Annotated in this window: 17 protein-coding genes and 1 tRNA gene; all 18 read right to left on the bottom strand. The window is 69.1% G+C overall.

What is annotated here, in order from left to right; translation table 11 throughout:
- Nucleotides 1-12: 12 nt before the first annotated feature.
- The 18 genes from GFD30_RS21975 to hemW all read right to left on the bottom strand — a co-directional run bounded on the left by GFD30_RS21975 (nucleotide 13) and on the right by hemW (nucleotide 18,613).
- The gene (locus tag GFD30_RS21975; protein ID WP_153027306.1) at nucleotides 13-1,056 is read right to left on the bottom strand and encodes a TRM11 family SAM-dependent methyltransferase; all 1,044 of its coding nucleotides are present in this window, start codon (nucleotides 1,054-1,056) and stop codon (nucleotides 13-15) included.
- A gap of 171 nt (nucleotides 1,057-1,227) precedes the next feature.
- On the bottom strand, nucleotides 1,228-2,217 hold the full coding sequence (locus GFD30_RS21970) for a hypothetical protein (protein WP_153027305.1): 990 nt from the start codon (nucleotides 2,215-2,217) through the stop codon (nucleotides 1,228-1,230).
- Between the two features lie 4 nt (nucleotides 2,218-2,221).
- Nucleotides 2,222-3,424: a radical SAM family protein gene (locus tag GFD30_RS21965; RefSeq protein WP_153027304.1), complete on the bottom strand. Its 1,203-nt coding sequence runs from the start codon at nucleotides 3,422-3,424 to the stop codon at nucleotides 2,222-2,224.
- The gene (locus GFD30_RS21960; RefSeq protein WP_153027303.1) at nucleotides 3,411-5,270 is read right to left on the bottom strand and encodes a phosphotransferase family protein; all 1,860 of its coding nucleotides are present in this window, start codon (nucleotides 5,268-5,270) and stop codon (nucleotides 3,411-3,413) included. Before GFD30_RS21960 ends, GFD30_RS21965 begins: the two co-directional genes overlap by 14 nt.
- Before the next feature lie 155 nt (nucleotides 5,271-5,425).
- A complete protein-coding gene (locus tag GFD30_RS21955; protein ID WP_153027302.1) occupies nucleotides 5,426-6,193 on the bottom strand; it encodes an SMODS-associated NUDIX domain-containing protein in 768 nt (255 codons plus the stop codon).
- 280 nt (nucleotides 6,194-6,473) lie between these two features.
- Nucleotides 6,474-6,550 (bottom strand) — tRNA-Met (locus GFD30_RS21950).
- A 143-nt stretch (nucleotides 6,551-6,693) separates the two neighbouring features.
- Complete coding sequence (era, locus tag GFD30_RS21945; RefSeq protein ID WP_153027301.1) at nucleotides 6,694-7,596, bottom strand: GTPase Era; 903 nt, start codon at nucleotides 7,594-7,596, stop codon at nucleotides 6,694-6,696.
- A complete protein-coding gene (locus GFD30_RS21940; RefSeq protein ID WP_153027300.1) occupies nucleotides 7,589-7,927 on the bottom strand; it encodes a cytidine deaminase in 339 nt (112 codons plus the stop codon). The genes era and GFD30_RS21940 overlap by 8 nt, the downstream gene beginning before the upstream one ends.
- Nucleotides 7,920-9,224, bottom strand: coding sequence for a hemolysin family protein (locus GFD30_RS21935; protein WP_153027299.1), 1,305 nt, complete (start codon nucleotides 9,222-9,224; stop codon nucleotides 7,920-7,922). The genes GFD30_RS21940 and GFD30_RS21935 overlap by 8 nt, the downstream gene beginning before the upstream one ends.
- Before the next feature lie 6 nt (nucleotides 9,225-9,230).
- Complete coding sequence (ybeY, locus tag GFD30_RS21930) at nucleotides 9,231-9,707, bottom strand: rRNA maturation RNase YbeY (RefSeq protein ID WP_322633497.1); 477 nt, start codon at nucleotides 9,705-9,707, stop codon at nucleotides 9,231-9,233.
- Nucleotides 9,685-11,820, bottom strand: a complete 2,136-nt coding sequence (locus GFD30_RS28315; RefSeq protein WP_153027297.1) for a PhoH family protein — start codon at nucleotides 11,818-11,820, stop codon at nucleotides 9,685-9,687. The genes ybeY and GFD30_RS28315 overlap by 23 nt, the downstream gene beginning before the upstream one ends.
- A gap of 139 nt (nucleotides 11,821-11,959) precedes the next feature.
- Entirely contained in the window at nucleotides 11,960-12,307 is a 348-nt protein-coding gene (locus tag GFD30_RS21920) for an HIT domain-containing protein (RefSeq protein ID WP_153027296.1), read from the bottom strand.
- Nucleotides 12,308-12,333: 26 nt separating this feature from the next.
- Nucleotides 12,334-13,065: a 16S rRNA (uracil(1498)-N(3))-methyltransferase gene (locus tag GFD30_RS21915; RefSeq protein ID WP_322633496.1), complete on the bottom strand. Its 732-nt coding sequence runs from the start codon at nucleotides 13,063-13,065 to the stop codon at nucleotides 12,334-12,336.
- 13 nt (nucleotides 13,066-13,078) lie between these two features.
- Complete coding sequence (locus tag GFD30_RS21910) at nucleotides 13,079-13,615, bottom strand: hypothetical protein (RefSeq protein WP_153027295.1); 537 nt, start codon at nucleotides 13,613-13,615, stop codon at nucleotides 13,079-13,081.
- Between the two features lie 170 nt (nucleotides 13,616-13,785).
- The gene (dnaJ, locus tag GFD30_RS21905) at nucleotides 13,786-14,919 is read right to left on the bottom strand and encodes a molecular chaperone DnaJ (protein WP_322633495.1); all 1,134 of its coding nucleotides are present in this window, start codon (nucleotides 14,917-14,919) and stop codon (nucleotides 13,786-13,788) included.
- A 19-nt stretch (nucleotides 14,920-14,938) separates the two neighbouring features.
- On the bottom strand, nucleotides 14,939-15,955 hold the full coding sequence (gene hrcA / locus GFD30_RS21900; RefSeq protein WP_153027293.1) for a heat-inducible transcriptional repressor HrcA: 1,017 nt from the start codon (nucleotides 15,953-15,955) through the stop codon (nucleotides 14,939-14,941).
- 170 nt (nucleotides 15,956-16,125) lie between these two features.
- Nucleotides 16,126-17,247 carry a CapA family protein gene (locus GFD30_RS21895; protein WP_153027292.1) on the bottom strand — a complete coding sequence of 374 codons (1,122 nt, stop codon included), beginning with the start codon at nucleotides 17,245-17,247 and terminating at the stop codon, nucleotides 16,126-16,128.
- 166 nt (nucleotides 17,248-17,413) lie between these two features.
- Nucleotides 17,414-18,613, bottom strand: a complete 1,200-nt coding sequence (gene hemW / locus GFD30_RS21890; protein ID WP_153027320.1) for a radical SAM family heme chaperone HemW — start codon at nucleotides 18,611-18,613, stop codon at nucleotides 17,414-17,416.
- Nucleotides 18,614-18,638: the final 25 nt, after the last annotated feature.

Below are 18,638 nucleotides of genomic sequence, written 5' to 3'. Positions count from 1 at the left end.
CCGCCCGGCGGCTCAGCGCTCCTTCGGCAGGCGCGCCACGATCAGGTCGCGGTTGATCGCGTGGTCGACGCGGTGCTCGAAGTCGAGATAGGGCCCGGCGTCCATCACCGCCAGGCCCGCCGCCTCGAGCATCCCGGCGATCGCCGACCGCTCGGTCGTGTACGTGTTCCAGGAGACGCCCATCGCCCCGCCGGGGCGCAGCAGCTCGGCCCAGACCGGTATCGCCGCCTCCAGCAGCTCGGTCGGGCGGCGCGAGAGCGACCGCGAGTCGCGCACCGCGGCATGCTGGACGCCGTAGGGCGCGTCGGTCACGATCAGGTCGAAACTCCGCTTCTTGTACACCTCGCCGCTGCGCAGCGTGTCGGCGTTGACGATCTCCAGCACCTGCGTCTCGCCGGCGCGGTGCAACTCCTTCGTGGCGGAGAACTCGACCCGGGTCCGCTGCCCCACGCCCCGCCCGTCCCGCTTCACCCGGCTCGTCAGCGCCTTGTGCTTGAGCCGCTTGTCTTTCAGCCAGCGCTGGATGAACGCCCCGTACGCCTCGAAGTCCCGCTTGTCGACCTCGACGCCGTACCCGTCGAACCCGTACATCGCGGCCTGGTTGAGCGTGGTCCCCCGCCCGCACATCGGGTCGAGCACCTTCAGGCCCCCGGCGAGGATCCGCTCCGCGTCGAACGCGCTCGCCGCGGTCACGTTCAGCAGCAGTTTCGTGAACTGCTCGTTCGTCTTCCCGACGTACTTGAGGATCGACACCAGGTCGTCGTCGTACCGGTCCATGCGCTGCACCGGGACCGGCTCCAGCATCGTCCCGTGCACCTCGAACAGCGCGAACAGGCTCGACACGTTCGACAGCAGCCGCAGGTCCCGCCCGCTCAAGGTCGCCGACCGGAACGTCAGGTACGGCACCCCGCCGAACACCGCCTCGTCGAGGTCCTCCACCGCACCGCTCAACGCACCGAGGGCGAGCACGGCGATCTCGTTGGCGACCATGCGGGTCGCCTGCTGCGAGTACACCCGGTTCGCGGAAGGGGCGATCAACATGGCGTACTGCTGCATCTCGGGCGACCTCGGGCATGAAACGGGCGGACACGGCGAAGACCTCGACCCGGCGGACGTCGATCGGGACGGCTGGGCACGTCTTCCCGTCGCTCCGGCCCGCGGATCCGAGGCCCCCGCCATGATACTGCCGCCCCTGATCCCCGGAACGCGTCCTGGGAGGGGAGCGGATCAGACGCGGATGAACGCGTCCTGCGGCATCTCGCGGGCGACGACCTCCAGGTCCGGCCGGAACTGGTCGCTGCTGAAGGGGGCGCCGGGCGCGGTCGCCTCGGCCACGAACGCGTCCTCGTCGAGCTCCAGGAGGCGGTCGGAGGCGTCGTCGCGGTTCGCGAAGAACCAGGGCATCACCGTCGACTGCAACCAGTCGGCGTGGCAGACCAGGTTGTTGTTGATCGGGAAGATGGTCTTGCGCATGAACGACTCCTTGACGAGCTTGGAGACGTCCAGCAGGCCGCCGTAGCTCGTCCAGAGGTCGGCTTGGCAGCGTTCCTTCAGGAAGCGCTCCACGAGTTCGTGGAAGAGGTCCCCGATCCGCCGGTGGAAGTCGGCGGCGAGGGAGGCGCCGGAGCGGTGGAACTCCTCGGTGAGTTCTCTGCAGTTGTCGAACAGCCTCGGTTCGCCCGCAAGCGAGTACCCGACGAGCTCGTCGACGGGCCCGGGAATGCAGTGCGGGCTGACGTTCAGGCCCACAACCGCGAAGAGCGGGTCCTCGACCATGCCGGTGACGGCGTCGGCGAGCAGCACGACCTTCGCCTCGTCGGAGATGCCGCGCGGGTCTTTGCGGTTGATGCCCTTCAAATCCGCCACATCCGTGTCGGAGACTTCGTCTTCGTGCCGGAAGTACTCGTCCAGGTTCGCGATCTGGTCGAAGCGGTCGCGCTCGCTGTTGTGGGCGAAGGGCCAGCGGTTGAGGTCATGGGTCCAGACGAGCCGTCTGATGGCCCCGGTGTCGAGGTCCCGGTCCTGCTCGGCCAGCAGCCCGGCGACGGCGGCGACGCGCTGCACGTGGCCGAATCGGGCGAAGAGCGCGGTCCGTCCGTCGCCGGCCTGGTCGAAGACGGTCACGAAGCCGGTGATGTTGCGCAATCGCGATACCCGCCGGGACAATCGGGCGGACTGCGGGGCCCAGGTGGCCTCGACAGACTGAATGTACGACATCTGCTCAATCCTTCTGCTTGGAATAGACGGTGGCGAAGGATCCCTGCCATGCCTTCTGCGTCGCGATCGAGCGCGCGCTGATCAGATAGCGGCCCGAAGCGGCATGGAGGATCGTGTTGTAGTCGAACTCGGCCACACTTGCGTGTATATGTATCAGTCCTTTTGCGACGTCGTATGTGATTTCGCCGCTTTCGAGTTCCAGGAACTTGGCGACTTCGTCCGCGAAGCTGCGCATATGGACCTGGTCGGCCGCCTGCTCTTTCCTAGAGCCGCATCGGCGGCGCTGGACGCTCGGGCACTGGCACGGGAGGCAGCGTTCCGATGCGGCGACGCCGCCCCAGGTGCCGAGCTGCTCGGGACGCGACTGCGCCAACGCGATGGCGCACGAGGAGTGCCGGTACATCGGGTACCCCGCTCGGCGCGCCACAGTGCTGATCTCGCGCCATGCCTCGCGGTCGATGACTTCGCTGCCGACCGGATCCGATTCGAACGCCGACGGCATCGCCTCATGGAGACGCCGATCCTCCGCGGGGGTGCCGGGGCCCCGTGCCATGCCGAGGACCACCGAGCACTGCATTCCGGAGCCCTTGAGCCGTTCGACGATGCGATGCCGCTCGGCTAAGGGGGGAATGAGTTCCCGCACGAAAGGACGCCAGAAGTGGGCGGCGCGCTGATTCGTTGTGGTTGTGACCAGTTCGGCGTTGCCGATCGTGGTGTCGAAGTCCGCGACGCGGCCGAGTTCGAGCCGGCCCTGCTTCAGGAATGCGAACGACTGGCTGAAGAACCAGAGCACCGGCCAGCCGAATCCGTCGATGGCGTTGACCGTCTCCTTGTCGAGCGCGGACTTCGTGATGAGAACGAGCAATCGCGGCGAGAGGATACTGGTGATCTCGGCCAGAATGCCGAGCAGCGCCCGGCGGTTGTCCCGGGTCATCAACATGTCGGTGTAATTGCCCAGGCAGATCGGCGTCGTATCGGTGTCCGGATCGATGAGCTCGGATCTTCTGCCGTAGAGGTAGGCTCGCAGCAGGCCCCCGGCGCTCGCCGTGTCGACTCGCTGCATCGGCCGCCTCGCCTTCAGTCGCAGGGGCCCGAGGTAGCAGTATGCGCAATCGGCGGGGCAGCCGATGACGGGATCGAGACTTATCCAGGTGTCGTGTTCCGCCACCATGTGCGGTTCGCCGAACCGTGCGTCATGAGTCGGCATCGCGCCTCCAGAGTGCCGCGAACGCCCCGCTGACCGCTTCGAGGGCGTCCTTCCGGGTGTCGAGGATCGAGACGTCGTCGGAGTTTCGCCACACGAAGTCGAACGTCTCGTCGAGGAGCCTGCCGCTGTGGGCGCCCGACGCGCCGAACTCCATTTCGAAGGAGTCGAAGAGGTAGCGCTCCCGCTCCAGCCGAGGCGTTCTGAAGTACGGCTCGTAGAACAGGTTCTCGCTGGTGAGCAGGACCGTCGCGTCGAACCCGAATCGCGCCAGGCGGAGTTCGATCCGATCGGGGAACTCCGTCTTGAGGAGCCTGTAGCCGCGAATGCTCTCGAGGGTCTTCTGTGACAGGACGTCGCTGACGACGTACCGCCCGTCGTCGACCCGGTTATAGCTCGCGGAGAGCCCGAGGTACTCCGGCAGCAGCGGGTTGTAGATGACCGCCCGGAAGCTGCCGCCGTGCTCGAGCAGGCTCCGGATCTCGTTCCTGAACTCGCCCCTCGAGTTCAGGAAGGAGTGGCCGGTCTCGGCCATGAGCCGGACGGTGGAGATGCGGTCGCGGTCGATCGCGAGCGCCGCTTTCTTGGCGTTGTTGCGGGCTTCGTTGACCAGCGGCTCGGAGCCGCGGGTCGGCACGTAGACCGCGCGGCAGTTCAGGGAGGAGACCAGGATCTGCGGTGCGGTGGAGATCAGCGAGGAGTCCAGGACCGCTGTCCCCGAGAGCCGCTGGCGGAGCGCGCAGATGGTGTAGATCAGCGCGGGCTTGTGGGCGTTGGTCCAGAGGGTGCGCCGCAGGCACTCCCGGAGCAGGAACCACCGGTACATGACCAGGGCTCCCGGTTGGAGGATCTGCGGGAGCGACTGCGCCATGGCCTGGCGCCACAGCTTGAGGCATTTGAGGCTGCGGTCCTCCACCGGTTCACTGCCGAGGCTCAGCTCGTCCTTGAGCAGGTAGCCGACGATCTGGAGCAGCCGTGCGAGGTCGATCTCATCGGTCCCGGCGACGTTGGGGACGGTCTGGAGGAGCAGATCGAGCTCGAATCGGGCGAAGTCCTCGAAGACGTGCCCGTGGCGTCCGTTCGCGAAGTCAATGACCTCTACTTTGGAATGGACCCGGTCGACGATGATGTTGGCGAACCGCGCGTCGCCGTGGAGCTGCCGGCCATCGGCTACGGGGGCGACCGTGACCTTCTCTATCCACTCCTCCCACCATTCTCGGAATCCGCGGAGCTCTTGGAGGTCGGGCACGAACGACTGCGCGGTGTCGATGACCGCGGCAACGCCGGATTCCCACGGCACCGGTGGGACGAAGTCGGAGAGCGCGCGCCCCTGGCCCTGCTCGATGAGGTTCCGCTCCTTTCCGAGTATCCTGGCGGTCTCCCTGAAGCACTCGCTCACCGTGTCGTCCGCGGGCGTGGAGTCGCGATCGGTGTCCCACAGGTAGTCGCCGAGGAATTTCTCGAAGTCGCCGAAATGCGTCAATTCCGCGAAGGTGCGGCCGCCGATGTACCGGTAGACGATTGCGGACCACTGCGCCTTTCGGCTGTCGAAGTCGATCTCGATCGGACCGTGGACCCGGTGGAGGTCGTGTTCGCGCAGCCACGGGTCTTCTCCGACGTATTCAAGACGGTTCTTGTGCTCGCGCTCGATCTCGTCCGTCGGACCCGCCTTGATCACCACCTGGTCGAGCCCGTTCACCGCACAAAGGGCCGAAATGGCGCCGCTGAAGCCCTTGTCGAAAAGGCGCACGTTGAGGTCGTCGAGTTCGACCTTGTGCTGCAGCGTCTGCGTGATCACGTATCTGATATCGCCGTTGGCGACGGATTCATGGCTGCCGGTGATGCGCATTGGAGCCTCCCATGCCCGAGGGGGGTCGAGCGGAATGCCCATTGTCGCATAGATATTCGCCATGCGGCAGACCGCGTTTCGCGATGAGGCGAATGCGATTGCCGTTGAGCGCCTGCACTATCGGCGTCAGATGCGGTTCCCGTGACGCAATGGATTCAGCGCGACATTCTCGGGATGTCCTGCCGGAGCTTGCGGTTCCGGATCAGATAGCAGCTCTGCGAGCCGAGGATCGCGAGTCCGTCACGGCCGTGATTGATGTCCTCGGCCGTGACCAGCAGCATCTCCCCACGTCCGGCCGCCTCGGCGGAGCGGAGCGCCTCGACGAATGCCGAAGCGCCCTCGCTCTCCAGATCGAGGTCGTGAACTTCGATGTGGCGGAGCTGCCGGTACGCCCAGCCGGGGACCTTTCGGGGTGTCTCGACGATCCGCCGCACCGACCGGAAGCACAACTGCGGCACGTACTCGCGGAGCTCCGGCAGGCCGATTTCCCCCAGCTCCTCGCCGAGTTCCCGCCTGAGGCACTCGACCGCGGACTCGCGGCCCTCCCCTGAGGCGATCCATCGGAGAAATCCGCCGATCGCGACGGCGGGGATGTACCCGCGGATGTCGCGATACGCCGACTTCGGTTCCCGTGGCTGCTGCTCCTCCTCGAACTGGATCCGGTCCAGGACCGGTCTCGCCGACTCCCTGAACTTGAACACCCCACCGGGAGGCCCGTATGTGCCGGGATGCCGCTTGGTGTGGAACAGGACGAAGCGCCCATCGATCTCGAGCCGGATCAGCGCGGCGACCGAGACCCTGACCCTCGACCGCAAGAGCACTGAATACGACCACGCGACCAGGTGCCCGCGGTGGTTCCAGGCGACGGCGGCGGCCCAGACGATCATCGTGGCCGCCACGCTCGAGACAATGCCGACGATCAAGAGGCGCTGATCCTTGGAATTGAGGGTGCCGTACCTCAGGGTAACAGGGTTCAGACCTTCTGCAATGCCGCGAATCTTCGCTGCATGCACAAAGGAGGCGCATGGGGCACAGGAGGATCCCCGGGCATGCCGATTCGCCGCCATGGCCGCCGTCGAGGACCGGCGCACCTTCGACCGATGTCCGGGCCGGCGAGCGCCGGCCGACCGGAGTTCCACCCGCGTACAGGAGGCGAAACGCCAGTGGGCCGGATTCCGAAGAATCCGGCCCACTGGCTTGACGTGGTAGCGGGAGGCGGATTTGAACCACCGACCTCCAGGTTATGAGCCTGGCGAGCTACCGAGCTGCTCTATCCCGCGTCGGTATGTAAAGAGTACATCATCCCGGAAACCACCTGCCACAGCGGGTTCGGTGAGGGCCGTCACCCGGTGTTCACGGGGATGTCGACGCAGGTGGGGAACGAGAGCAAGGCCCGGCCCCGACGGGGCCGGGCCGGTGGGCGCTAGAAGCCGAGGCGTTCGAGCATCTTCGGGTCGCGCTGCCAGTCCTTGGCGACGCGCACGTGGAGGTCGAGGTAGACGCGGCCGCCGATGAGCTGGGCGATGCCCTTGCGGGCCTTGGTGCCGACCCGCTTGAGGCGCTCGCCGCCCTTGCCGATGACGATGCCCTTCTGGGAGTCGCGCTCGACGTAGATCTCGGCCCAGATCTTCTTGCGGGGGCCGCCTTCGGACTCCTCGTCCTCGACGTCCTCGATGACGACGGCGAGGGAGTGCGGGAGCTCGTCGCGGACGCCTTCGAGGGCGGCCTCGCGGATGAGCTCGGCCATCATGACCCGCTCGGGCTCCTCGGAGATCATGCCGTCGGGGTAGAGCTGCGGCGACTCGGGCAGGTGGCCCGAGAGGACGTCGACGAGCTCGTCGAGGTTCTCGCCGGTCTTGGCCGAGACCGGGACGATGTCGGCGAACTCGCCGAGGGCCGCCACGTTCGTCAGGTGGCGCACCAGGGCGTCCTTGGACACGAGGTCGATCTTGGTGACGACCGCGACGACCTTGGCGCCGAGCTTGGCGATCTCGCCGGTGATGAACTTGTCGCCGGGGCCGGGCTTCTCGTTGGCGGGCAGGCACAGGCCGATGACGTCGACCTCCGACCAGGTCTGGCGGACCAGGTCGTTCAGGCGCTCGCCCAGGAGCGTGCGGGGCCGGTGGAGGCCGGGCGTGTCCACGAGGATGAGCTGGGAGTCGGGCCGGTGCAGGATCGCGCGGACGACGTGCCGGGTCGTCTGCGGCCGGTTCGAGGTGATCGCGATCTTCTGGCCCATGATCGCGTTCGTGAGCGTGGACTTGCCGGCGTTCGGGCGGCCGACGAAGCAGGCGAAGCCGGCGTGGAACTCCTTGCTGCTAGGCAAGACGGGTCACCGCCTTGCCGACGACGGCGTAGGCGGCGACGCCGGCGCCGATCTCGCGGGCGGCCTTGAGGCCGTCGTCGTCGGACTCGGCGCCGAAGACCACCGCCGCTTCGAGCGTGTCGGCGCCCGCCGCGAACGCCTGCGCGACCGCGGCCTGGAGGGCCGTGAGCTGCAGGGACGGCAGGTCCACCGCCGCCGAGGCGTAGGTGCGGCCGATGCCGTCGCGGACGGCCGCGCCGGTGGTGCGCTGGACCCGTCCGGCGGCCCCGCGGGCCAGCGTGACGAGTTTCGCGTCCTCGGCGTCGAGGTCGTCGACGTGCAGGTCAGACATTGATTTCGTGCCTTTCGTCAGGTGCGGTCGCGGCTTCCGGAGTCTCGTCGTCGGCTTCGGGAAGGCGCGCGACGCGGACCGTCTCGATGCGGTTGCGCCGGCCCACGGTGCCTTCGGCGGTGAGCTCCAGGCCGACGATGCGGGCCCGGTCCCCGGCGAGCGGGACCTTTCCGAGCTCGGCGGCCAGGAGGCCGGCGACGGTGTCGACGTCGACCTCGGGCAGGTCCACCGCGAAGAGCTCGGCGAGGTCCTCGACCGAGAGCCGGGCGGTGACGCGCGCGGTGCGGTCGTCGAGCCAGGCGACGGGCGGGAGCTCCTGGTCGTACTCGTCGGTGATCTCGCCGACGATCTCCTCCAGGATGTCCTCGATGGTGACCAGCCCGGCGGTGCCGCCGTACTCGTCCACAACGCCCGCGATGTGGATCCGGGCGGTCTGCATCTCGCGCAGCAGGTCGTCGACGGGCTTCGAGTCCGGGACGATCGAGACGGCGCGCATGACCTCGCCGACGGGCGGATTCGCGTCGTCGTCCAATCGCACGAGGTCCTTGAGGTAGACGACACCGCGCAGGTCGTCGAGGTCCTCGCCGATCACGGGGATGCGCGAGAAACCGGAGCGGAGCGCGACCTGCTTGGCCTCGTCCGCGGCGGTCTCGACGCTGACCCACACCATCGCCGTGCGCGGCACCATGACCTCGCGGACCACGGTGTCGCCCAAGGCGAACACGGACGCGATCATGTCGCGCTCGTCGTGGTCGACGGTGCCCTGGGCCTCGGCGGCGTCGACCATCTCGCGGATCTCGATCTCCGAGGTCGCGAACGGCCCCTCGCGGAAGCCCTTGCCGGGCGTGAGCGCGTTGCCGAGGAGGATGAGGACCTTCGCGAGCGGTCCGAGCGCGGTGCCGAGCATCGCGACGGAGCCCGCGACCGCGAGCGCGATCGGGTAGGCGTGCTGTCGGCCGAGCGTGCGCGGGTTGACCCCGATCGCGACGAACGACACCACGGTCATGACCGCGGCGGAGACGGCGACCGCGGTCCACGAGTCGTCCCACGTGTGGAACGCGAGGACGGCGACGATCGAGATCGCGGCGGCCTCGCACGCGAGGCGCAGCAGGATCAGCAGGTTGAGGTGCCTGGGCAGGTCCTCGGTGATCTTCACGAGCGACGCGGCGCCGCGGTGGCGCTGCTCGGCCAGTTCGGCGGCGCGCGCCGGCGAGACCGCGGTGAGCGCCGAGTCGACCATGGCGGCGGCGCCGGCGACGATGATGAGCGCGACGGCGGCTGCCAGCAGGGTGTACATCGGGGCCTAACTCTCCGCCGCTGCGGCGGCGCGTTTGGCGCGCCAGGAGTCGAGCAGCCGGTTCTGCAGGCCGAACATCTCCTTGGCCTGCTCCGGTTCGGCGTGGTCGTAGCCGAGGATGTGGAGCACCCCGTGGACGGTGAGCATGTGCAGCTCGTCCGCGGTCGAGTGGCCGGCGTCCTTGGCCTGGGCCTCGGCCACCTCCGGGGAGAGGACGAGGTCGCCGAGGATGGGCGTGCCCGGCTCGGAGGAGTCGGGGCGGCCGGGCATCGCGTCGTCCATCGGGAACGAGAGGACGTCGGTGGGCCCGGTGCCGCCCATCCAGCGGCGGTTGAGCTCGGTCATGTGCTCGATGTCGACGATGAGGACCGAGAGTTCGGCGAGCGGGTTGACGCCCATCTCGAGCAGCGCGAACTCGGAGACGGCGCGGATGCCCGACTCGTCGACCTCGCGGCCGGACTCATTGATGATCTCGATGCCCACGGTTCCCTCGGTGCCCTTTCCCGGCATTGCCGCGGTGGTTCTCCGCTGCGGCGTCCCACTTCTCGTAGGCGTTCACGATATCGCTGACCAGCTGGTGACGGACGACGTCTTCGGCGCGGAGCGTGGCGAAGTGCACGTCCTCGACGCCTTCGAGGATGTCGCGGACCACGCGCAGCCCGGAGGTGGTGCCGCCGGGCAGGTCGACCTGGGTGACGTCGCCGGTGACGACGATCTTCGACCCGAAACCGAGGCGCGTGAGGAACATCTTCATCTGCTCGGGCGTGGTGTTCTGCGCCTCGTCGAGGATGATGAACGCGTCGTTCAACGTGTTGTGCGTGACCAGGTAGTCCTCGGTGACGTAGAGCGAGTCCTCCGCAGCGACCTGGATGCACACGGCTTCCTCCTCGCCCGCGTACTCGATCGAATCGATGAAGCGCATCGGACGACCGCCACCGCCGAACTCGCGGTACTTGTCGGCCTTCCGCTTGAGCCGGAACGGCTCGATGCCTTCGGGCAGGCGGATGTCGATGACGTGCGAGTCCTGTCGGTGCGCGACGTCTCGACCGCGTGCGCTGCCCGGCTTACGCCCGGCAGCGGGTCGGCGACGGCTGTAAGCGATGCCGCCGAGCGATTGCACGAGTTCGATCACGTGGTCGCGAAGGACGATCGAGGTGGTCGTGTATTGGATCCGGCAGGTGCGACCGGACTGCGTGACCGGTCCGCCATCGGAATCCAGGAGGCCTTGGAGCAGCGCCAGGCGAACTTCGGCCGTGTTGAAGCGGTAGCGCTCGGGGATGTCCTTGTTGTGCGACATCGTTCCCAAGAGCTCGAGCTCACGCAGGGCTGCGGTCACCGGGTTGGCGATCGTGATGACGTCGCCGGGCGCGGCTATGCGGTTCAGGATGTAGTCCGGCCCCGACTTGTGCCGCACTTCGATTCCCGGAAGCGCCGACTCAAGCGCTGCCGCAAGCTCCGGATCACCCGTGCTGAACGAGGGCGTCGTCGAACCGGTCAGGCATCCGTCGCCGAGCAGCAGACCGAGTGCGTAAGGATCCATCGGAACCTCGCGCTCGGGGAACTCGACAGGCTTGCTCACGAGCGGCAACTCGTATTTGCGCTGGTGATGGACCCGGAGGTCGTCGATCATCTCCTGGGTCTCGAGGATCCGGTACGGCTTTCCGCGACGCTTGTCGGACGCGGTCTTCACCGCCCACAGGTGTTCGGCGCAGGCGAGGACCGAGGCGCCGTCTTGAGCGGTGACCCGGTACATCTCCTTCTTCCCCTGCGGGAAGACGCCGAGCACCGGTGTCGGTTCGCCGTTCGAACCGACCACGAGGTCGCCGACTTCGAGTTCGCCGATGGGGCGCCAGCCGTCCGGAGTCAGGACATTGGTGAATACCGGATGGGCGCGGCCCCTCATGAAGGCCAGCGGCGCGACCTCGATCGTGCCCGATTCCATGAGCTTCGGGATGGAGCCGGGGTCGATCATGTCGTGCAGCGCGTCGTAGAGCGGGCGCAGGTACGGGTCGATCTTCTCGAACAGCGTGCCGGGCAGGAACCCGAGCCGCTCGCCGGCCTCCACCGCGGGGCGGGTGAGGATGATCCGGTTGATCTCCTTCGACTGGAGCGCCTGCACGGCCTTGGCCATGGCGAGGTAGGTCTTGCCGGTGCCGGCCGGGCCGATGCCGAACACGATCGTGTTCGCGTCGATCGCCTCGACGTAGCGCTTCTGCCCGATGGTCTTGGGGCGGATCGCCTTGCCGCGCTTGGAGACGATGTTCTGTGTGAGCACGTCCACGGGGCGCTCGCCGGGCGCGGACTTGAGCATGTTCTCGGTGCGCCGGATGATGTCGGGATCGACGTTCTCGCCGTTCTCGATCAAGGCGAGCAGCTCCTTCACGAGTCGTTCGGCGGCGTGCAGCGCGCCGTTGAGGCCGGTGAGCGTGATGGTGTCGCCGCGCACGTGGAGGTCGACGCCGGGGTGGCGGCGCTCGATGTAGCGCAGGTTCTCGTCGGCGCGGCCCAGCAAAGCCATGAGCGAGCTCTGGTCGCCGACGGTGATCGTGGACGTGATCGTCGATGCGTTGCTGCCGTTGTCAGAGCGGTCGGTCATAGGCTTCGCCGCGAGGGCTGTTCGCCACCTGCTTCCTCAAAGAGAGTTCAAGCGGCCCGTGCGGCCGCTGGTTCCATGCCCCAATGGTAGTTCCTGCCTGCGACAAGGGACAACGAGTAATCGATGCGCCGGTGTGATTTCAGGCGGAAACCATCGGTCCGAGCGGTTTCCCGCCGAGGACGTGGAAGTGGACGTGGAACACGTCTTGGCCGCTGTGCGGGCCGGTGTTGGCGATGAGCCGCCACCCGGTGCCGGCGACGCCTTCGGCGGCGGCGGCCTCGCCCGCGGCGGCGACGACCTCGCCGGTCAGGGCCGGGTCGGCCTTCGCGAGCTCGGCGGCGTTCGCGTAATGGTCCTTGGGGATGACCAGCACGTGGGTGGGGGCCTTGGGGTAGAGGTCGCGGAAGGCGAGGACCCGCTCGGTCTCCAGGACCTTGGTCGAGGGGATGTCCCCGGCGACGATCTTGCAGAAGATGCAGTCGGTCATCCGCTGATCTTAAGAGGGGCGCCGGGTCACCAGCGGCCGAGGCGCGCCTGGAGCACCGCGAGGGCGGCGGGGCCCGCGGTGGAGGTGCGCAGGACCGTGTCGCCGAGGCGGACCGGCTCGCCGAACTCGGCGAGGGCCGCGAGCTCGTCGGGGCTGATGGAGCCTTCGGGGCCGATCACCAGGGCGATCTCGCCGGAGGCGGCGGGCTCGATCTGGGAGAGCGGGAGCGTCGCCTCCTCGTGGAGGACGACGACCTGCGCCGCCTCGCGCAGGCGCTGGACGAGCTGCTTGGTCGTGTGGAGCTCGGCGACGCGCGCGAGGTGGGCGCGGCGGGCCTGCTTGGACGCCTCGCGGGCGGTGGCCTCCCATTTCGCGCGGGCCTTGTCGCCGCGCGGGCCCTTCCACTGGACGATGGAGCGCGAGGCGGCCCAGGGGATCACCTCGTCGACGCCGATCTCGGTGAGCATCTGCACGGCGCGCTCGCCGCGGTCGCCTTTGGGGAGGGCCTGGACGACGGTGAGCTTCGGGTCGGGGGCCGGGAGGGTGCGGCGGTCGAGGATCTCGAGGCGCAGGAGCCCGCGCTCGGCGTGCGTGACGCGCGCGGAGGCGACGGTGCCGGCGCCGTCCGACAGGAGCAGCGTCTCGCCGGGCTGGAGGCGCTGCACGTCGGCGGCGTGGTGCCCTTCGGGGCCGTCGAGGGTGAACCCGCCGGCGCCGGGGCCGGGGACGGCGTCGACGAGGAAGACCGGATCGCTCACCTCGACAGCTTAGTCAGTCGATGAAGTCCAGGGCGGCGTCCCATTGGACGCGATCGGTGATCTGCCGGTACAGGGGCGTCCCGGCGAGTCTGCCGAACCGGTGCTGCAGAAGTCTGCGGGGCAGATGCTGGGGCACGAGGTCTACGAACCCGTCCTTGTTGGCGGGCGGAGCCCACCACCCTGCCGCCACCGGCACACGCCGACCCGGGTGGCGAGGCCCCTGGGTCGTGCATTTGAGGACCCAGTACCCCTTGCCGGAGTATCCGATGACAAGGCAGGGGCGGTCCTTCGTCTGGCTGGGGTCCTCCTCGAACGGGAACTTGGCGTACCAACGTTCCCGCGGTTGGGGGCCGCCCGGCGGGGCGGGAAGCAGTGGCGGCGGCTGGTCCGCGTGCCATCGGTTCCGGAGGCCCTCCTGGACCCAGAAGTCGTTCGGGCTGGCGGGGCGGCCGCGGATCACCGTCTTGACGAACGTCACGAGGAGCACGATCAGGATGATGATGAAGACCAGGAAGTAAAAGCCTCCGGCCTCAGAGGAGTCTGGTTCCACGAATGTCGTCCTTGTAAAGGAATGAGGGACGAGTCACATCCTATGGCCGGTTCGCCAGGCCGATCGAAGCCCGAGGACCGACGCCGACACTCGCCGCTCCGCTCGAAGCGGTCAGGGATGCCGTCAGTCGGCGGTCTTCGGGCTTTCCGCTTCGGCCTTGCTCCCCCCCGCTACGCGTGCCCGTTGAACGCGTCGCGCATGCGGCTAAAAAACCCGCTGCCGCCCTTGACCTCTTTGATCTCCTCGTCGCGGAGGGTCGCGAGCTTGCGGAGGAGCTCTTCCTGCTCGGCGTCGATCTTGGTGGGCGTGCGGACGTCGAGCTCGACGTACAGGTCGCCGCGGGTGCCGCCGCCGCGGAGTTTGGGGACGCCGTGGCCGCGGACCTTCTTGATCGTGCCGGGCTGCGTGCCCGGGGTGACGTCGACCTCGACCTGGTCGTCGAGGGTGTGGATGTTGAGCTTGGTGCCCAAGGCGGCCTGGGTCATCGGGACGCGGACGCGGCAGCGCAGGTCCGAGCCCTCGCGGGTGAAGACCTCGTGGGGCTTTTCGTGGACCTCGACGTACAGGTCGCCGGCGGGGCCGCCGCCGGGGCCGACCTCGCCTTCGCCGGAGAGGCGGATGCGCATGCCGTCCTCGACGCCCGCGGGGACCTTGACGGTGATGCGCCGGCGCGAGCGCACGCGGCCTTCGCCGCCGCACTTGCGGCACGGGTCGGTGATGATCGTGCCGTAGCCCGAGCACGCCGAGCAGGGGCGCGCGGTGCGGACCTGGCCGAGGATCGTGCGCTGCACGACCTGGACCTCGCCGGAGCCGCCGCAGGTCGAGCACGTCTGCGGCTCGGTGCTGCCTTCGGTGCACGAGCCGTTGCAGGCGTCGCACAGGATCGCGGTGTCCACGGTCAGGGTCGACTCGGTGCCGAACGCGACCTCTTCGAGGTCGAGGTCGAGGCGCAGCAGCGCGTCGTTGCCGGGGCGGGTGCGCGACCGGGGGCCGCGGCGGCCGAAGCCGCCCATGGAGCCGCCGAAGAAGGCGTCCATGATGTCCTCGAAGCCCATGAACGGCGCGCCCGCGCCGCCGGCGCCGCCGCGCGCGAACGGGTCGCCGCCGGCGTCGACGATCGCCCGCTTCTGCGGGTCCATGAGGACCTCGAAGGCGGCGTTGATCTCCTGGAGGCGCTCCTGCGCGTCGGGCTCGTCGCTGACGTCGGGGTGGTACTTGCGCGCCAGCTTCCGGTACGCCTTCTTCAGCTCGTCCTCGGTCGCGTTGCGCTCGACACCGAGGATGCCGTAGTAGTCCTTTGCCACGTGGGTTCTCATCGTCCTGTCAGCGGTTCTGTTCCAAAATCTCTGATACGTAGCGGGCGACGGCGCGGACGGCCGCGATCGTGCCCGGGTAGTCCATGCGGGTCGGCCCGAGCACGCCCATGTGCCCGACGACGGAACCGGGCCCGTACCCGGCGGTGACGACGGTCGCCTCGCGGAAGTCGTCGATCTCGTTCTCGTCGCCGATGCGCACCGTCAGGAGCGCGTTCGAGTCGGCCCGGCCGAGGAGCTGCATGAGCACGACCTCCTCCTCGAGGGCCTCGAGGATGGGCCGGAGGGATCCGGCGAAGAAGTTGCCGTTGCGGGTGAGGTTCGCGGCGCCGGCGACGGCGACGCGCTCCTCCGTGCGGGCGACGACGGACTCGAGGAGGACGCGGGCCAGCGCGGAGGCGGTGGCGCGCAGTTCGGGCCGGGCGAGTCCGTCGAGTCCGGCGATGATGCGGGGGGCGTCGGCGAGGGCCTTGCCCTGGAGCTGCTCGTTGACGAGGCGGCGCAGGTCGAGGACGTCGTCCTCGGTGAGTTCGGCGGGGGTCTCGACGTAGCGCTGCTCGACGCGTCCGGTGTCGGTGATCATGACGAGCATGAGCCGGGTCGGGGTGAGCGAGACGAGTTCGAGGTGGCGCACCGAGGAGCGGTTGAGGCTCGGGTACTGGACGACGGCGACCTGGTGGGTGAGCTGGGCGAGCAGGCGCACGGTGCGGGTGACGACGTCGTCGAGGTCGATGGCCTCGGAGAGGAAGCGGTGCACGGCGCGGCGCTCGGCGGCCGAGAGCGGCTTGATCTTGCCGAGGCGGTCGACGAAGAGGCGGTAGCCCTTCGCCGTCGGGATGCGGCCGGCGGAGGTGTGCGGCTGCTGAATGTAGCCGGCCTCTTCGAGGTAGGCCATGTCGTTGCGGACGGTGGCGGCGGAGACGCCGAGGGAGTGGCGCTGGGCGACGGCCTTGGAGCCGACGGGCTCCTGCGTCGAGACGTAGTCCTCGACGATGGCGCGCAGAACTTCGAGCTTGCGATCGTCCATCGGCGCCACGTCCCCTCAGTCTCGATGCCGTCGGTCCGGCAGGCCGGGCGGTGCCGCTCGGCGGGGCGGGCACCGGTTCGTTTCGGTGCGGCCCGCGGCCGGGCGGAAGCTCAGTCTGCCGGACTCAAGTCTGGCACTCCTCGTCCAGGAGTGCCAGTGTACGTGGGGGGTCAGACGGCCGGGATGACGAGCGTGCCGTCGTCGTCGACGGTCACGCCGTTCTCGCCGAAGTCCTCGGCGAGCTCGTTGAAGTCGTCGAAGGCGCCGAGGTCGTCGTCCATGACCGGGTAGCCGTCGCCGTTCATGCGGCTGGCCTGGGCTTTCGCGGCGACGAGGGTGCCGTCTTCGCGGATGGTGACCGAGAGGATCGCCGACCGGCCGAGGGCGCCGTCCATGGCGAAGAGGTTCTGGCCGCCGCCGAAGTTCCCGAGGGAGTGGACGATGAGCTTGCCGTTGTAGAGCTCGATGGCGCGCAGGACGTGGGGGCCGTGGCCGATGAAGATGTCGGCGCCGCTGTCGATGCAGGTGCGGGTGAAGGCGCGGGTGTCGCCGCGGTCCTCGCCCATGTGGTATTCGACGCCTTCGGGGACGTGCCGGTTGTCGGTGCCTTCGGCGCCGACGTGGGCGGTGGCGACGACGATGTCGGCCTGCTCCTTGGCGGCGGAGACGAGGGCGGCGACGGCGTCGAGGTCGCGCAGGTCGGTGTAGAAGGTGTACGGCGCGAAGCCGACGAAGCCGACGGTGAGGCCGCTGGGGGTCTCGACGAGGCAGACCTCGTCCTTGATGCCGCAGATCTCCATGCCGGCGGCGCGGATGGCCTCCTGGGTCTCGGTGGCGCCGTCGGGTCCGGCGTCCCAGCCGTGGTTGTTGGCCTGGTTGAGGACGTGGAAGCCGGCGTCGGCGAAGACCTGGGCGTAGTCGGAGGGGAGGCGGAAGTAGGTGCACTCGCCGCCGCCGCACTTGTCGAACTCGAGGGTCGACAGGGCGCCTTCGAGGTTGCCGAGGACGATGTCGCCGGTGAGGTTGTCGCGGACGCCGTCGAAGAAGCTGGCGCCGTCGTCGGAGGCCATCTGGTTCGGGTAGGAGCCGGGCATGGTGTCGCCGACGGCGGTGAGGGTGAACTCGCGGGGCGGTTCGGGCGAGGGGGACGCGGACGGGGACTCCTCGGCGGCGCCGGCGCCGCCGTCGTCGGCCGGGGGCGGCTCCTCCTCGGAGCACGCGGCCAGGGCGAGGCCGGCGAAGGAGGCGGCGAGGACGCCGCGGCGGGTGGCGGCGGGGGAAGGCGTCTGCATGGGTGGTTCGGGCTCCGGTGTCGAGGACGGGGGGTCGGGGCCGGGGGTGCCGAGGGGTCGGCGCGGCCCGCGGCGGCCGGTCGGGACCGGGCCGCCGGGACGGGTCTGCGGGGTCGCAGGCTCGTCGGTGACGGCTCAAATCTACGGGGCGCCCGCTTGGTCGTCGTCAGGCGGTGAGGTCTCTCACTACGGCGTCGGCGAGGAGTCGGCCGCGGAGCGTGAGCACGAGCCGTCCGGCCTCGATGACCGCGAGCCCTTCGGCGGCAACGCGTTCGGCGGCGGCCGCGCCGTCGGGGCGCAGTTCGGCCAGCGGAAGGCCGTCGGCGAGGCGGGTGAGCAGGAGCACGCGTTCAAGGTAGCGGTCGTCGTCGGTGAGGCGTTCGTGGCCGGCGACGGGCAGGCCCGCCGCGAGCGCGGTGCCGTACGTGGCGGGGTGCTTGTGGTTCCACCAGCGGACGCCGGGCAGGTGGGAGTGGGCGCCGGGGCCGGCGCCCCACCAGTGGCCGCCTTCCCAGTAGAGGAGGTTGTGGCGGCAGCGGGCGGCGTCGTCCTTGGCCCAGTTCGAGACCTCGTACCAGGAGAAGCCGGCGGCGGTCAGCGCGGCCTCGGCGGCGAGGTAGCGGTCGGCGGCGACGTCGTCGGAGGGCTGGGGCACCCGGCCGGCGCGGATGCGGCGGGCCAGCGCGGTGCCGTCTTCGACGATGAGGGCGTACGCGGAGACGTGGTCGACGCCGGTGTCGACGGCGGCGGCGAGGCTGTTCGCGAAGTCGGCGGCGCGTTCGCCGGGGGTGCCGTAGATGAGGTCGAGGCTGACGTGGTGGAACCCGGCGGTGCGGGCGTGTGCGACGGCGTCGAGGGCCTTCTGCGGGGAGTGCTCGCGGTCGAGGACCTTGAGGACGTGGGAGGCGGTGGACTGCATGCCGATAGAAAGCCGGGTGAAGCCGCCGTCGTGGAGGGCGGCGAGGTAGTCGGCGTCGACGGATTCGGGGTTGGCTTCGGTGGTGGCCTCGTAGCCGTCGGCGAGACCGAACTCGCGGTCGATCTCGGCGAGGATCGCGGCGAGTTCGGCTGCGGGCAGGAGGGTGGGGGTGCCGCCGCCGAAGAAGACGGTGTCGACCTTCGGCCTGGTGCCGAACTGCGCCGCGGCGGCGCGGATCTCGCTGCGGACGACCGCGGCGTAGGTGTCGCGGGAGACGCCGCCGCCGAGTTCGGCGGCGGTGTAGGTGTTGAAGTCGCAGTAGCCGCAGCGGGAGACGCAGAAGGGCACGTGGACGTAGAACCCGAAGCCGGCGGTTCCGGTGGCGGGGTCGGCGGCGGCCGCGGCGATGTCGGCGGCGGGCGAAGTCGCGGCGCCGGTTGCGGGCATGGTGGACACGCTGTCTACGGTACTT

The sequence above is a fragment of the Glycomyces albidus genome (assembly GCF_009451885.1).
Lineage (GTDB): Bacteria > Actinomycetota > Actinomycetes > Mycobacteriales > Micromonosporaceae > Glycomyces > Glycomyces albidus.
This window is presented reverse-complemented; position numbering and strand designations above follow the sequence as displayed.